Source organism: Microbacterium sp. EST19A, from assembly GCF_019969685.1.
GTDB lineage: Bacteria > Actinomycetota > Actinomycetes > Actinomycetales > Microbacteriaceae > Microbacterium.
Map to the genome: position 1 here is coordinate 568,733 of NZ_JAHXYZ010000001.1, position 13,784 is coordinate 582,516.

General features: G+C 69.3%; 13 protein-coding genes. 9 read left to right on the forward strand and 4 right to left on the reverse strand.

Annotated features, from left to right (window positions below; translation table 11 throughout):
* Positions 1-20: 20 nt before the first annotated feature.
* The gene (locus LC452_RS02905; protein WP_223622520.1) at positions 21-1,157 is read right to left on the reverse strand and encodes an ROK family transcriptional regulator; all 1,137 of its coding nucleotides are present in this window, start codon (positions 1,155-1,157) and stop codon (positions 21-23) included.
* Between the two features lie 113 nt (positions 1,158-1,270).
* On the opposite strand from LC452_RS02905, the gene LC452_RS02910 reads away from it, so the two are divergent.
* A complete protein-coding gene (locus LC452_RS02910) occupies positions 1,271-1,885 on the forward strand; it encodes a nucleotidyltransferase domain-containing protein (protein WP_223622521.1) in 615 nt (204 codons plus the stop codon).
* A 42-nt stretch (positions 1,886-1,927) separates the two neighbouring features.
* Here the strand turns inward: LC452_RS02910 and LC452_RS02915 are convergent, their stop codons facing one another.
* On the reverse strand, positions 1,928-3,313 hold the full coding sequence (locus LC452_RS02915) for an HNH endonuclease signature motif containing protein (RefSeq protein WP_223622522.1): 1,386 nt from the start codon (positions 3,311-3,313) through the stop codon (positions 1,928-1,930).
* Positions 3,314-3,595: 282 nt separating this feature from the next.
* On the opposite strand from LC452_RS02915, the gene LC452_RS02920 reads away from it, so the two are divergent.
* Entirely contained in the window at positions 3,596-4,120 is a 525-nt protein-coding gene (locus LC452_RS02920) for a GNAT family N-acetyltransferase (protein ID WP_223622523.1), read from the forward strand.
* Positions 4,121-4,480: 360 nt separating this feature from the next.
* Positions 4,481-5,281, forward strand: coding sequence for a M23 family metallopeptidase (locus LC452_RS02925; protein WP_223622524.1), 801 nt, complete (start codon positions 4,481-4,483; stop codon positions 5,279-5,281).
* Between the two features lie 47 nt (positions 5,282-5,328).
* On the opposite strand, the gene LC452_RS02930 is transcribed toward LC452_RS02925, so the two are convergent.
* On the reverse strand, positions 5,329-6,780 hold the full coding sequence (locus LC452_RS02930) for a gamma-aminobutyraldehyde dehydrogenase (protein ID WP_223622525.1): 1,452 nt from the start codon (positions 6,778-6,780) through the stop codon (positions 5,329-5,331).
* 100 nt (positions 6,781-6,880) lie between these two features.
* Here LC452_RS02930 and LC452_RS02935 point away from each other — a divergent pair, with 100 nt between their 5' ends.
* From LC452_RS02935 to LC452_RS02945, 3 genes are read left to right on the forward strand one after another with little or no spacing between them, the layout of a single operon-like run.
* Positions 6,881-7,345, forward strand: coding sequence for an Lrp/AsnC family transcriptional regulator (locus tag LC452_RS02935; RefSeq protein WP_223622526.1), 465 nt, complete (start codon positions 6,881-6,883; stop codon positions 7,343-7,345).
* A gap of 52 nt (positions 7,346-7,397) precedes the next feature.
* Positions 7,398-8,801: an FAD-binding oxidoreductase gene (locus LC452_RS02940; RefSeq protein WP_223622527.1), complete on the forward strand. Its 1,404-nt coding sequence runs from the start codon at positions 7,398-7,400 to the stop codon at positions 8,799-8,801.
* The gene (locus LC452_RS02945) at positions 8,798-9,160 is read left to right on the forward strand and encodes a cupin domain-containing protein (RefSeq protein WP_223622528.1); all 363 of its coding nucleotides are present in this window, start codon (positions 8,798-8,800) and stop codon (positions 9,158-9,160) included. The genes LC452_RS02940 and LC452_RS02945 overlap by 4 nt, the downstream gene beginning before the upstream one ends.
* A gap of 60 nt (positions 9,161-9,220) precedes the next feature.
* On the opposite strand, the gene LC452_RS02950 is transcribed toward LC452_RS02945, so the two are convergent.
* Positions 9,221-9,790 (reverse strand): TetR/AcrR family transcriptional regulator, encoded by a 570-nt coding sequence (locus tag LC452_RS02950; protein ID WP_223622529.1) that lies wholly within the window; start codon positions 9,788-9,790, stop codon positions 9,221-9,223.
* A gap of 145 nt (positions 9,791-9,935) precedes the next feature.
* Between LC452_RS02950 and LC452_RS02955 the strand changes: the two genes are divergently transcribed.
* From LC452_RS02955 to LC452_RS02965, 3 genes are all read left to right on the forward strand, one after another.
* Positions 9,936-11,594: a CocE/NonD family hydrolase gene (locus tag LC452_RS02955; protein ID WP_223622530.1), complete on the forward strand. Its 1,659-nt coding sequence runs from the start codon at positions 9,936-9,938 to the stop codon at positions 11,592-11,594.
* Positions 11,591-12,025: a DUF3237 domain-containing protein gene (locus tag LC452_RS02960; protein WP_223622531.1), complete on the forward strand. Its 435-nt coding sequence runs from the start codon at positions 11,591-11,593 to the stop codon at positions 12,023-12,025. The genes LC452_RS02955 and LC452_RS02960 overlap by 4 nt, the downstream gene beginning before the upstream one ends.
* A gap of 99 nt (positions 12,026-12,124) precedes the next feature.
* A complete protein-coding gene (locus tag LC452_RS02965) occupies positions 12,125-13,771 on the forward strand; it encodes an ABC transporter substrate-binding protein (RefSeq protein ID WP_223622532.1) in 1,647 nt (548 codons plus the stop codon).
* Positions 13,772-13,784: the final 13 nt, after the last annotated feature.

Here is a 13,784-nt window from a genome sequence, read left to right on the forward strand (position 1 = left end):
GGCGGATCCTGTCGGAACGGTCAGCGGGTCTTGGCGGGCGGGGTGAGGATGCTGGTGAACAGGGCGACCCGGAGGGCGGATGCCGCTTCGCCGACGGCGCCGACGAGTGGGGCCTCCGGTCCGAACGACGAGACCAGGAAGCGCAGCGGCAGCTGTGCGGCGTACTCGTCGGCGACGCGCGCGACGGCCTCGACGAGCATCGGATGCACCGCGTCGCCGCCCAGGATGAACGCCTCGGGGTCGAGCACCAGCCCGACCGTGCCGGCCACCAGCACGATGCGTCGGCCGAGCTCGGCGACGAGCTTCTGCGCGGACTCGTCTCCTGCGGCGGCGGCTTCCAGGTGGGCGACGAGTGAGGCGTCGACGTCGAGTCCGAGTCCGAGCGCGAGGTCTCCGACGACCGCGTCGTTCACGATGGGTGCGCCGATCGGCAAGGGAGTCTGCGGGAGGTAGGCGACCTCTCCGGCGACCCCGGAGAATCCGCGGTGCAGGACGCCGTCGATCACGATGCCGGCGCCGAGACCATCGTCGAGGTGCAGCAGGGCGAAGCTGGCGAGTTCGCCGCCTGTTCCCGCGGTGAGCTCGGCGAGCGCAGCGAGGTTCACGTCGTTCTCGACGCGGACGGGGCAACCGAGAGCGTCGGAGAGTGCGGTGCGGAAGGCGCCGCCGTCGGGCCCGAGGTCGTCGCGGATGCCGCCCTCGGGGGTGACGATACCGGGGACGCCGACGACCGCGAGGTGCACGGGTCCCTTCAGCGCGCGGCGGCACCCGTCGATGATCCCGGCGATATGCCCGACGCGGTCGTCGCTCATCGGGAACGGGGCGTGCTGCTCGGCGCGTACCGCTCCGGTCGCGTCGACGAGCACGACGTGGGCTGCGCGGTGGTCGACGTGCACGGCGGCGGCGAACCCGAGGCGCGGGTGCAGGCCGACGCGGCCGGCGGCAGGGCCGCGGGTGTCGCGGTCGACTCCGGCAGCGGCGACGGCCCCGGCGGCATCGAGCATCCGCAGCACCTGCGTCACGGCTGTGCGGGAGAGGCCCGTGGCGGCCATCAGCTCGGCCCGGGTCTGGGGACCGCTGCGCGCGAGCGCCTCGAGGATCGCGCGGCCGTTGAGGGTTCGAAGCAGGCTCTGCGGTCCCGCGAGTGGTCTCGACATGTCATCCCTGGGTCGGCGTCCCGCCCACTATGCCACATCGGGTTGCACCCGTCGATGGGGCGGAGGAACTCGGATTCGACGGCCGGAGAGCACCGAGAACGTACGGTGGAGCCATGGATCATGAGGAGATCGTGCGTCTCTACGGGCCATGGCGTTCGCGAGGTCCGGCAGATGTCGTCGCGCTGTTCGACGGTTATGCGCACCGCTGGTGGCTCGCCGGTGGTTGGGCCGTCGAGGCGTTCACCGGAGTCGCTCGCCCGCACGGCGACATCGACCCGAGCGTCCCGCGCGCAGATGCAGCAACTCTGCTCGATCATCTCGAGGGCGAGTGGGACGTCTGGGCCGCAGACCGGGGCACGTTGACGCCGTTGGTCGGTGACGATCCCGCGATCTCGCCGACGTGCAGCAATCTGTGGTTGCGCAGGAGCGGCGCGGGTCCGTGGGAGTACGACGTCATCCTCATGGATGCCACGGAGGAACTCTGGACATACAAGCGCGACCCGAGGATCACCCTTCCCTTCGGCAGCATCCTCTGGGAATACGAAGGAGTGCGGTATCTGCGGCCGGAGGTTCAACTGCTGCACAAGGCCCGCGGTCTGCGCCCAGAGGATCAGCAAGACTTCGAGACTGCGAGCCCTCTGCTGGAAGCGGGATCTGCTCGCTGGCTTCGGGCCGCCTTGGAGACAGCGCACCCAGGACACCCATGGATCGCGGCGCTCATGCCATAGACACAGGCGCTCATGCCGCACGCCGCTCATTCCGCTCGGCGCTCATCCCGCACGGCGGCGGACGCTGGCGAGGATGTGCCCGGGCGTGCGCCAGCGTCGGTGGGGATCCCACCAGCCCGGGCCGCGCACCTGCGGGACCCCGTTCTGCATGCGGATCTCCCACCCGGAACCGTCGAGGGTGCGATGGTGATGCCAGCACAGGGTGACGCCGTTGTCGGTGTGGGTCGGGCCGCCCCTCGCGTGCTCCGTCACGTGATGGATCTCACACCACGACGCGGGCACGTGGCAGCCGGGGATCAGGCACTCCCTGTCGCGCTGCATGATGGCGCGGCGTTGGTGGACGGTGAAGATCCGATCGGTCGCCCCGATGCCGATGATGCGGCCCTCCGGGTCGAACAGCACCCGCTGCACGTTGCCGCCGCAGGCCGTGTGCCGCGCGACGTCTACGGAGACGGGGGTGTCGATGCCCGCGACGTGGGCCCACCCTCGGCCGGTCGCGTAGTCCTCGGCGGTGACTGTCACGAGCAGGGTGGGCGCGGCACCGCCGAGTCTGGGCATCGCGTGGTGTCGGGCGGCGATGCCGAGCATCGCGGCGAGCGCGTCGTGCTGCTTCTGAGCCCTCGTGCGGGTGTCGACCATACCGCTCGAGTCACCGGGCGGCAGAGACGAATCATCACCCGGCTCGTCATCTGTGGACGAGGGGCCGGATGCCGATCCCTCATGGTCTTCGGTCGGGCGAAACGCCACCCCCGGCATCGGCGGACCGTCCACCTTCGTATTCAGGTAGGCGTCCCATCCGGCCTTCATCTGCCCGGCGAGCTCCGGAAGCAGATGACCCCGGATCGGGATCACGCCGTCCTTCTCCCGCCCGAGAGTCACACCGCGTGTGCGCATGGCGACATCCTCCGCGGGCTTCGCGCCGTCCGGGTCGAGGTACGCCACGATCAGCTGCGCCCGGAACCGCAGGTCTTCCGGCGTCGCCGGAGGAGCGACATCTGCGCCCAGGTCCGTCTCTGCACCATCGTCCGCATCAGCATCCAGATCCGCATCAAGACCGGCAGTCTCGTCGTCGTCGACGAGCCCGCGCGCATACGCCGCCAGCGCGGCATCCGCCTGCAGCCGGTCCTCCGGGCTGATCCGCCTCCCGGCCTGATCGATCGGCCCGGTCGCCGCCAGCAGCCCCGCGATGCCGACGACCCCGTCGAGCAGCGCATCGCGCAGCTGCGGCCACCAGGCGGGCAGCGGTGCGCCCGAGGTCAACTCCGTGTCCCGGTGCACGATCTTCGCCGCCCGTACCACGCGGCCGGCGCCTGTCGCATCGGTGCGCAGCACGCGCTGAAGCAGCTCGTTCATCGATGCGCACCCGAACGACCCGGGGAATCCGGCGTCGGTGGCCGCGATCGTCTCGACGACCGCGGCGTCGAGCATCCACTGCGCCTCCCCACGGCCCGGAGAAAGTCCATCTTCCCCGCATCCGGCAACGCCCGCACACGGTCCGCACGCAGCATCTCACGCAGGTCGACGCTGACCTGCTCGAGATGCTCCGTGGTGTTGTCCATACCCCTCATTCAACCCCGGGCCACCGACATTCCTCCCCAAAAATCCCAGTCCAGACCGATATTCCAGACACACGGACAACTCGCCTTTCCTCCCCATAACCACCATGACCACCACTCGCCCACACTCCCGCGCCCTGACTAGGCTGGCTCGATGACAGCCATCGAAGTCCGCGACGGCCGAGTCGATGACGCCGACCAGGTCGCCTCCATCCACGTGCGCTCGTGGCGCGCGGCATATCGCGGGCTCATCGATCAGGATGTCCTGGACGGTCTGTCGATCCCGGACCGCGCGGCCAGCTGGCGCGGGTTCATCGCCACACCGCTTCCCACCGGCCTCGGCATCCTGGTCGCGGTCCGTGACGGAGCGATCCTCGGCTGGGCGTCGTTCGGCTCAGGTCGTGACGACGACGGCGCTGCCGACGGAGAGGTCTACGGCATCTACGCCGATCCCGACGCGTGGTCCACCGGCGTCGGCCGCGCCCTCCTGGAGGCCGCTGAACAACGCATCGCGGATGCCGGACACACCCGCGCCTACTTGTGGGTGCTCGACGGCAACGACCGCGCCGATGCCTTCTACGCCCGCCAAGGCTGGGAACTCGACGGCGCCACGAAGGTGGACGAGCGGCCGAACCTCACGCTGAAGGAGCACCGGCGGGTCAAGTCGCTCGCCAGCTGAGGCGTTCCGCCACTTCGACTCGCTGCTCGCGGTCGATTTGACCCCGCGCGGCCCAGCGCATAAATTACGGAACGGTAACGGTGGCATCCGGGGGGATCGACCGCCGAAGTACACCCTCCTCCGGAAGGACCCGTCACGAACTCCCTGCCCACCGAGCCCGCTCAGGGTGCCTCGGAACCAGCAACAGACACCTCCGACTCGCAACGCCCGCTGTTGCGCCGTGATCTCCGGCGCTCCGCATCCGCGAGTGCGCAGAGCCCCCGCCGAGCGAACCCACCTGCGTCAGCATCGATGCCAGAACCCCCGTCAGCATCGATGCCAGAACCGATGTCCGTTCCGCTGCCGCCGCAGCGACCCCCGATGATCACACCCCGGCCGACCTCGAAGACGACGCGGTCGGTCGCACCGATCTCCCGGGTTCAGTCCCGCCGGACGAAGCGCCGCTGGGCGAAGGTCAAGGCGCTCGGTGCCACGCTCGCCATCGGCGTGATGATGACCGGAGCAGCATTTCCCGGCCTCAACCCACTGAGCGATCAGACCGCCGCAGCCAGCGCCGCAGCTGCCGTCTCCACCACGGCAGACGCCGACTCTCAGGCATACACGGCGAAGAACGAGATCCGCGCCGAGATCGCTCCGCGCGGAGCTTTCGCCGCGACGACGCCCGAGGAGATCAAGGAGACGCGCTCCCGTGCTGTCGCTGCCGCGGTTGCCGCCGGCATGCCGCTCAGCAGCGCGATGGAGATCCCGATCGCAGATCGCATCGTGATGCCGATGGCCGATGGGACGTACTCGTTCACCGACGGCTTCGGCGCCTCACGACCCGGGCGGTCCCATCTCGGCCAGGACTTCGCCGCTCCGCTCGGCACGCCGATCAATGCGGCCATGAGGGGCTGCGTCTCCCGGTCGACCGAGAGCTTCCAGGGCTACGGCGTGACGATCCAGATCGAGAGCATCGTCGACGGGAAGGCCGTGAGCACCGTCTACTCCCACATGACCTACGGGAGTCGCGCGGTCGAGGTCGGCGACTGCGTCGAGGCGGGCCAGTACATCGGCGACGTCGGATCGACCGGATACGTGTTCGGCTCGTGCCTGCACTTCGAGGTGCACCTCAACACCGTCCCCGTGGATCCCCGGCCCTGGCTCGCGCAGAACGTGACCTGACCCGGTCACCGCGCGGGACCAGCATCCTGCTGGCCCCGCGCACGGCATCAGTCCAGCGCGGTCATCACGTGCTTGATGCGGGTGTAGTCGTCGAAGCCGTACTGCGACAGATCCTTGCCGTAGCCGGAGTGCTTGAACCCGCCGTGCGGCATGTCCGACACGAACGGGATGTGGGTGTTGATCCAGACGCAGCCGAAGTCGAGGTCGCGCGAGAACCGCATAGCCCGCGCGTGATCGGTCGTCCACACCGATGACGCCAGTGCGTACGGCACATCGTTCGCCATGGCCAGCGCCTCCTCCTCATCGGAGAACGCCTGCACCGTGAGCACAGGACCGAAGATCTCGCCCTGCACCGCCTCGTCATCCTGGCGCAGGCCCGACACGATCGTCGCCTCGAAGAAGTATCCGCGGTCGCCCTGACGGCGCCCGCCAGTCTCGACGGTCGCGTGCGCAGGCAGCCGCTCGATGAAACCCGTCACCTGCTCCAGCTGCGCGGCACTGCTGAGCGGGCCGTACAGCACGCCTTCCTCCTGCGGCCCACCCGTCCGCGCATCGCTCCGAGCACTCGCCACGAGCGCCTCCACGAGCTCGTCGTGGATCGACGTGTGCACGAGCACGCGCGTCGCCGCCGTGCAGTCCTGTCCGGCGTTGAAGAACGCGGCGTTCACGATCCCCGCGGCGGCCTTCTCGATCGACGCATCCGGGAACACGATCGCGGGCGCCTTGCCTCCGAGTTCCAGATGCACGCGCTTGACGTCGTTCGCGGCCGACCGGGCGACGGCCATGCCGGCCCGCACCGACCCGGTGATGGCGACCATCTGCGGCACCGGATGCTCCACCAGCGCGACCCCCGTGTCGCGGGCACCCAGCACGACGTTGAGCACCCCGGCGGGCGTGTGCAGCGCGACGATCTCCGCCAGCAGCAGCGTCGTGAGGGGCGTCGACTCGGCGGGCTTCAGCACCACCGTGTTGCCGGCGGCGAGCGCGGGCCCGATCTTCCAGACCGCCATGTTCAGCGGATAGTTCCACGGCGTCACCTGGCCGATCACGCCGACCGGCTCGCGGCGCACGAACGACGTGTGCCCGGCGAGGTACTCCCCCGCCGCACGGCCCTCGAGGCTGCGGGCGGCACCCGCGAAGAAGCGCAGCTGATCCACCGACTGCATGATCTCGTCGGCGACCAGACTCGCGCGCGGCTTGCCGGTGTCCTGCGACTCGAGATCCGCGAACTCCTCGGCGCGCGCCTCCATCTCGTCGGCGATGCGGAACAGGGCGAGCTGCCGCTCGGCAGGCGTCGTGTCGCGCCAGATCGGGAAGGCAGCGGATGCCGCGGCGTAGGCCGCATCGACATCTCCGGCGTCGGAGAGCGGGATCTCGCCGTAGGTCTCCTCGGTGACGGGGTCGAGGAGCGGCATCCGTTCGCCCCCCGCCGCGGGCACGTACCGGCCGCCGATGAAGTTCTGGAGCGTCGCGGAGTCCTTCAGAAGATCACTGAGCATGGCGTCAGCGTAACGCCTCCGCCACGAAATCGGAAGGTTCACTCCTACCAAAACGACTGAATCAGTTGCGGCATCCATTCTCGCCTGACAATATCGACCCATGAGCACGAAGCCAACACCCGCCCTCGACGACATCTCGAAGCGGATCGTCGAACTCCTCCAGGAAGACGGCCGCCGCCCCTACGCCGAGATCGGCCGCGAGGTCGGGCTCAGCGAAGCAGCCGCACGCCAGCGCGTGCAGCGCATGACCGAGGCGGGCGTCATCCAGATCGTCGCGGTGACCGACCCGATGCAGCTCGGCTTCCACCGCATGTCGATGATCGGCATCCGGGTCACAGGCGATCCGCGCGAGATCGCACAGGAGCTCACGAAGGTGCGCGAACTGGCCTACGTCGTCGTGACCCTCGGCACCTTCGACATCCTCGTCGAGGCCGTGTGCGAGGACGACGAGCACCTCATCGACCTCATCGCGACCCGCATCCGTACGATCCCGGGTGTCGCGCACACCGAGAGCCTGCTCTACGCGGGCCTCTACAAAGACCTCTACAACTGGGGCACGCGCTGACGCGCACCGCCCGCCACGGAAAACACGGAAACCAGGGAGACCAGGACTGATCATGGGAACCACCGTCTTCGAACGCCGCCTGCCCGCCCCGATCGCGGTCGAGGCCTCCCTGCGCGACACCGCGCTCGGCGTCTTCTGGCTCGATGACGTGCCGCGCCCCGAGCATCCGGCCCTCACCGGGCACGTGACGGCCGACCTCGCCATCGTCGGCGGCGGCTACACCGGGCTGTGGACGGCCGTGCGCGCCAAGGAGCGCGACCCCGAGCGCCGCGTCGTGCTGCTGGAGGCGTCGCGCCTCGCGTGGGCGGCATCCGGACGCAACGGCGGCTTCTGCGAGGCGAGCCTCACGCACGGCCACGAGAACGGCCTGACCCGCTGGCCCGACGAGATCGACCGCCTCGAGGAGCTGGGGCTGGAGAACCTCGACGGCATCGAGCAGACGGTCGCGCGCTACGACATGAAGGCCGACTTCGAGCGCACGGGACAGCTCGCTGTCGCCGTCGAGCCGCACCAGGTCGAGTGGTACCGCGACGAGCCGGGCTTCCTCGACCAGGAGGCCGTGCAGGCCGAGGTGCACTCCGACACGTTCCTCGCCGGCTCTTGGGAGCGTGAGGGCTGCGCGATGGTGCACCCCGCGAAGCTCGGCCTCGAGCTGGCACGCGTCGCGGTGGAGCTCGGCGTCGAGATCTACGAGCACAGCCTGGTGCGCCGCGTCGAGGGCGACGGGTCGGGACCGATCACGCTCGTGACGCCCGGCGGGCGGGTGACGGCGGATGCCGTGGCGCTCGGCACGAACGTCTTCCCCTCGCTCCTCAAGCGCAACCGCCTGATGACCGTGCCCGTGTACGACTACGTGCTGATGACCGAGCCGCTCTCGACCGAGCAGCTGGCCTCGATCGGCTGGTCGAACCGCCAGGGCCTCGCCGACAGCGCGAACCAGTTCCACTACTACCGGCTCACCGCCGACAACCGCATCCTCTTCGGCGGCTACGACGCGATCTACCACTTCGGCGGCAAGGTGCGTCCCGAGTACGAGGACCGCATGGAGAGCCACCGCAAGCTCGCCTCGCACTTCTTCACGACGTTCCCGCAGCTCGAGGGCCTGAAATTCACACACCGCTGGGCCGGGGCGATCGACTCGTCGAGCAGGTTCTGCGCCTTCTTCGGCACCGCCCGTCGCGGGCGGGTCGCGTACGCCACCGGCTTCACCGGACTCGGCGTGGGGGCCGCGCGCTTCGCCGCCGACGTCATGCTCGACAAGCTGTCGGGCGAGAAGACCGAGCGCACCGAGCTGCAGATGGTGCGCGAGAAGCCCATCCCCTTCCCGCCGGAGCCCGCCGCCTCGATCGGCGTCAACCTGGTGCGCGCCGCGATGAACCAGGCCGACCACAACGAGGGCAGGCGCAACCTCTTCCTCAAGACGCTGGATGCCGTCGGCATGGGCTTCGACTCGTGAGCTCGCCCGCCGGCGGAGCGCTCGCGCCGGGGACCGGAGTGGATGCCGCGGCGCTGCCCCTCGCGCACGAACCGCTCCCGACCGAGGAGGTGCGCGACGGTGCGCCGACGGCGGCGAGTGTCGTCCTCGCCGCACTCGGCGACACCGAGATCGGCGTCTGGGAGATGACCCCGGGCACGGCATCCGACACCGAGGCCGACGAGGTCTTCGTGGTGCTCAGCGGTCGCGCGAGCATCGCGTTCGACGACCCGGACCTGCCCGACCTCGAGGTCGGCGCAGGCTCCGTGGTCCGCCTCGCCGACGGCCAGCGCACGGTCTGGACCGTCAGCGAGACGCTGCGCAAGATCTACATCGCCTGACGCGCGGCTGTTCTCTCCGTCTGCAGGTTCATTTCATGGGTCCTCGGTCGCGGCATCCGGTCAGATCGCTGCGAGGAGCTTCTCCACTGCCCGGCGCACGCGTGCCGTGCGCACCTCGTCGGGATCGAAGTCGCCCATGAACACGTTGCCGAGAGCGGCCGACAGGGTCGCGTCCGCCACGAACTCGCAGGTCTCGGTATCGGCTTCGGGATATGCGGTGACGGCGAAGGCGGCGAGCGCCCTGCGCGTGCTCGAATAGGCGTCCGCGAGGATCTCGGCGATCGTGGGCGTCGTACGGGAGAGTTCCACGAAGCCGAGGACGACGGCGTTCTCCGCGTCGGAGCGCGTGAAGTCCTCGCCGAAGAGGAAATCGAGAGCCTCGGTGAAGGTGGTCACCTCGTCGGGCAGGATCGTCAGTCGCCCGGCTTCGTCCGAGAACACGCGGCGGGCGGTCTCGACGAGCAGCTGATCGCGGTTGCCCACGAAATGCCGCACGTGCCCGCGGGACATCCCGACAGCTTCGGCGATGCGATCGAGCGACGTGCCGGCGATGCCGTGCTGCGCGACTGTCTGCAATGTTGCGTCGATGATCTGGTCTCGGCGCTCTGCCGCCACCGTTGGACGTGCCATCAGTCCCCCTCCCTGCCTCAAGCAGTGCCTCGAGCAGGATATCCGAATCGTTATCAAGTTTCTAGTCTAGTCGGACTTGACTATTAACCAGGACGCTCATACGTTGTGTTCACCCACACCGAAGATCAGGGTTCGAAGGAGAGACATGACGGATTACCTCCGCATCTCGGCGGCGCCGGAGAGCGACCTCGCCCGCCCCGCCCGCGTCCGAATGCGCGACGGAGTGAAGCTCGCCGCCGACGTCTACCTGCCGGGCTCCGAGACGGAGGCCGGCGACACCGTCCTCATCCGCCTTCCCTACGACAAGAGCGGCACGTACACGTACATTCCGCTCATCGCGGAGTACTTCCTGGGCCGCGGCTACCGCGTGGTCGCTCAGGACGTCCGGGGAAAGTTCCGCTCCGAGGGCGAAGCGCTCCTTTTCGTGAACGAGGTCTGCGACGGCGAGGACACGCTCGACTGGATCGTGCAGCAGCCGTGGTCGAACGGACGCGTCGTCATGTGGGGCGACAGCTACTACGGCTACACGCAATGGGCGGCGGCGGCCAGCGGCCACCCGGCGCTCAAGGCGATCGCGCCGCGGGTGACGGGCACGAGCCTGGGCGAGCCGGTGCGCCGCAACGCGGGCGAGCGCGACTCGAGTGTCGAATGGGCGATCACCTATCTGTATCCGGTCAGCCACTTCCACGGCAACGACACGTTCCTGTGGGAGCCCGACTGGTCGCGCCGCGACTTCGCCGCTCAGGTCGAGGACTTCCTCACGGCCGTCGGCGACCGCTCGATCTCCTACGACCAGTGGTATCCGCGCCCTGTGCATCTCCCCCGCTTCCCGCTGGGCACACCTTTCGCGGCCCGTTCCATCCCCGTGCTGCACACGATCGGGTGGTGGGACAACTGCGCTCCGCTGTCCTGGGCCGACGTCGCCGAGATCGAGAGACATCCGGCATGGGCCGCGCACCACCACCTGCGCATCGAATCGATCGACCATGAAGGCTACGAGCTCCTGGGCGAGCCCGATGATCGCGTCGTCGAGCGCTCGGAGGAGCAGGTGCGCGGGCTGCTGCCACGCACGCTGGACCCCGCGCTCGCCTTCTTCGAGGTCTATCTGCGGGGAAACGGCTCGCCCGGCGACATCGCCCCGGTGCATTGGAACCTCGCCGGCACGAACGAAGACCGCGTCGCGGCCGCCTGGCCGCCTGCCGGCGTCCGCACCGCAGAGCTGAGGGCGACAGCCGACGGCGGGCTGACGACGGATGCCGATGCCTCGGCGACCACCGAGATCGGCTGGATTCACGATCCCGGCGACCTCGTGCCCTCGAGCGCCGACGACGCGTTCTCCTTCCTGCTGGAACTTCCCGACGAGGCGCCGCTCGGCGACCGCGATGACGTGCTCGCCTTCAGCACCGCACCCCTCGGCGTCGACCTCGACCTCGCAGGCTCCGTGCGGGCTGCCGTGCGCGTGCGTTCCGATGGACCGGTGATGGACGTGTTCCTGCGCCTGCTCGACGTCGCCCCCGACGGTACGGCCCTGCGGATCGCCCGCGGTCAGCGTCAGGTCACCGAGGCCACGGAGCCCGCCGACCTCGACATCGACCTCGGACAGATCGGCTACCGCGTGAGCGCCGGCCACCGCCTGCGACTGCACGTGTCGAGCAGCGACTACCCCGAGTTCCTCCCGCAGACCGGCACGGGTGCTGACCCGTGGGCGGGCGGCGCGACCGCCGTGAATCGGCAGCATCTCATGCTCGGCGGACCATCCGGTCTCGTCCTCCGCCTCCCCGTCCTCGAAGGAGACCTGTCATGATCGACCCCGCCGCCCTTTCTGCTCCGGTCCTGGAGTACGCCTTCGAGATCCGCGTGGACGTCGACGTCGACATCCATCTCGGTCGCGGGCCGCACGAGATCCTCGCCTTCACCCCGATCACCGGGGGCACCGTCGATGGCCCGCTGCTGCGCGGCGTCGTGCTGCCGGGCGGCGGCGACTGGTCGGTCGAACGCGACGGCACCCATCAGCTCGAGGCGCGCTACCTGCTGCGCGCCGAAGACGGTGCGGCGATCGACATCCTCAACCGCGGCTACTACCGCGAGGAGGACGACGGGGAGCCGTACTTCCGCACGGCCCCCGTGTTCCAGACGGATGCTCCAGCGCACAGCTGGCTCAGCCGGAACCAGTTCATCGGCCTGGCCCGCGACGAGGACGAGCAGATCTGCATCCGCGTCTACGTCGTCCGCTGACCGCACCACCTCCAAACCACCCACACCACCTCCGCACCACCCGCACCACCTCCGCACTGCCCGCACCACCTCCGTTGCACGCACCCGAGAGGACCCGACATGACCCGCACCACCCGACGCCGACTCATCGCCGTCGCCGCCCTGGCGACCGCGACCGTTCTCGCCGCCACCGCCTGTGCCCCGCGCGCCAACACGACCGAGAACGCCGAGCAGGTCGATCCGACCTCGCTCGTGACCGCCCTTCCCGCCGCGACCGCACCGGTCGACGAGGTCACCTGGGCCGTCGTCGAGGGCGAGCCCCAGACGCTGGACCCGGCTTCCTCGGCGAACGTGATCATCCCGAACCTCTGCGACAGTCTGCTGACCGTCGAGCCCGACTTCACACTCGAGGCCGGAATCGCCGAGATCGCGGAATGGATCGACCCGGTGACGTTCGAGATCACGGTCCGCGACGGCGTCACCTTCTGGGACGGCACTCCGGTCACGGCATCCGACGTCGCCTACAGCCTCGAGCGCAACCGCACCCCCGCGTCACAGTGGTACGCGGCCTTCGCCCTGATCTCGAGCATCGAGGCGACGGACGACGACACGGTGCTGGTGCACTTCACGGCACCGGACTCCACCTTCCGCGACGCTCTCGGCGGTGGCGGCGGAGCCGTGATGAGCCAGGCGTTCGGAGAGGCGGCCGGTCAGGAGCTCGGCACATCCGGCGGAGGACTGCTCTGCGCCGGACCGTACCGGCTCGAGGACTGGAAGCCCGGCACCGAGATCTCCGTCGTCGCCAACCCCGACTACTGGAACGGCGCCCCGCTCACCGAACGCATCCGGTTCGTCTTCGTGACCGACGGCGCGACCCTCACCTCGGCCTTGACGGCCGGCGAGATCGACGGGGCGTTCAACGTGCCGCCCGGCTCCCGCCAGAGTTTCGAGGCCGAGGGGGACGCAGGAAGGCTGATCGTCGGCCCGTCGACCGCGTCCTACAGCTTCGGTCCGACATCCGCCGACAGCGCCGCCGCTGACCCCCGCGTGCGGCAGGCGCTGAGCCTCGCGATCGACCGCGACGTCTACATCGACACCGTGCTGCAGGGACTCGGAGAAGTTCAGAAGACGATCGTGCCACCGTTCGTGTTCAGCGGCATGGAGGCGCACGACGTGTATCAAGAGGCCTACGACGCACTGCCCGCACCCGAGGTCGACCTCGACCGGGCGAAGGAGTTGATCGCCGAGTCCGGCGTCGACACGTCCGTGCCGCTGGTGCTGGCGATCCCTGCCGGAGCCAAGGAGTTCTCCCAGACGGCCGCCATCGTACAGAGCGCGGCGAAGGACATCGGGCTCACCATCACGATCGACGAGCGGCAGCCCGCCGACTTCGGCGCCCTCTTCTACTCGCCGGAGCTGCGCGCGGGCGTCGACTTCGTCTCGACGGTCGGCTACCTCGAGGTGCCAGGAGTGCTCGGCTACCCTCAGCTCTTCATGCTGCCGGCGGAACTGGGCGGAATCTTCAACTGGTCCGGATACTCGAACGACGAGGTGACCGCCGACCTGCAGGCCGCGCGCACGTCGACCGATCCCGCCGCTGCGGCCGACGCCTTCGTGAAGGCGCAGGAGGTGTTCGCCGGAGATCAGCTGCAGGTGACGCTCGCCGGCGCCCACCACCTCACCTACCTGTCGAACGATCTGACCGGGATCACCACCTCCGTCGCCATCTACAGCTCCCCTTGGGCGCTGCACCTCGGCGGCGAGTGAGCCGACCCGGCAG

What these genes read in the sequence shown, in the direction of transcription:
- LC452_RS02965 (WP_223622532.1), top strand. Translation starts at nt 12,125, where the DNA reads ATGACCCGCACCACCCGACGCCGACTCATCGCCGTCGCCGCCCTGGCG.
- LC452_RS02940 (WP_223622527.1), top strand. Translation starts at nt 7,398, where the DNA reads ATGGGAACCACCGTCTTCGAACGCCGCCTGCCCGCCCCGATCGCGGTC.
- LC452_RS02960 (WP_223622531.1), top strand. Translation starts at nt 11,591, where the DNA reads ATGATCGACCCCGCCGCCCTTTCTGCTCCGGTCCTGGAGTACGCCTTC.
- LC452_RS02915 (WP_223622522.1), bottom strand. Translation starts at nt 3,313, where the DNA reads ATGCTCGACGCCGCGGTCGTCGAGACGATCGCGGCCACCGACGCCGGA.
- LC452_RS02905 (WP_223622520.1), bottom strand. Translation starts at nt 1,157, where the DNA reads ATGTCGAGACCACTCGCGGGACCGCAGAGCCTGCTTCGAACCCTCAAC.
- LC452_RS02950 (WP_223622529.1), bottom strand. Translation starts at nt 9,790, where the DNA reads ATGGCACGTCCAACGGTGGCGGCAGAGCGCCGAGACCAGATCATCGAC.
- LC452_RS02925 (WP_223622524.1), top strand. Translation starts at nt 4,481, where the DNA reads ATGATCACACCCCGGCCGACCTCGAAGACGACGCGGTCGGTCGCACCG.
- LC452_RS02930 (WP_223622525.1), bottom strand. Translation starts at nt 6,780, where the DNA reads ATGCTCAGTGATCTTCTGAAGGACTCCGCGACGCTCCAGAACTTCATC.
- LC452_RS02920 (WP_223622523.1), top strand. Translation starts at nt 3,596, where the DNA reads ATGACAGCCATCGAAGTCCGCGACGGCCGAGTCGATGACGCCGACCAG.
- LC452_RS02955 (WP_223622530.1), top strand. Translation starts at nt 9,936, where the DNA reads ATGACGGATTACCTCCGCATCTCGGCGGCGCCGGAGAGCGACCTCGCC.
- LC452_RS02910 (WP_223622521.1), top strand. Translation starts at nt 1,271, where the DNA reads ATGGATCATGAGGAGATCGTGCGTCTCTACGGGCCATGGCGTTCGCGA.
- LC452_RS02935 (WP_223622526.1), top strand. Translation starts at nt 6,881, where the DNA reads ATGAGCACGAAGCCAACACCCGCCCTCGACGACATCTCGAAGCGGATC.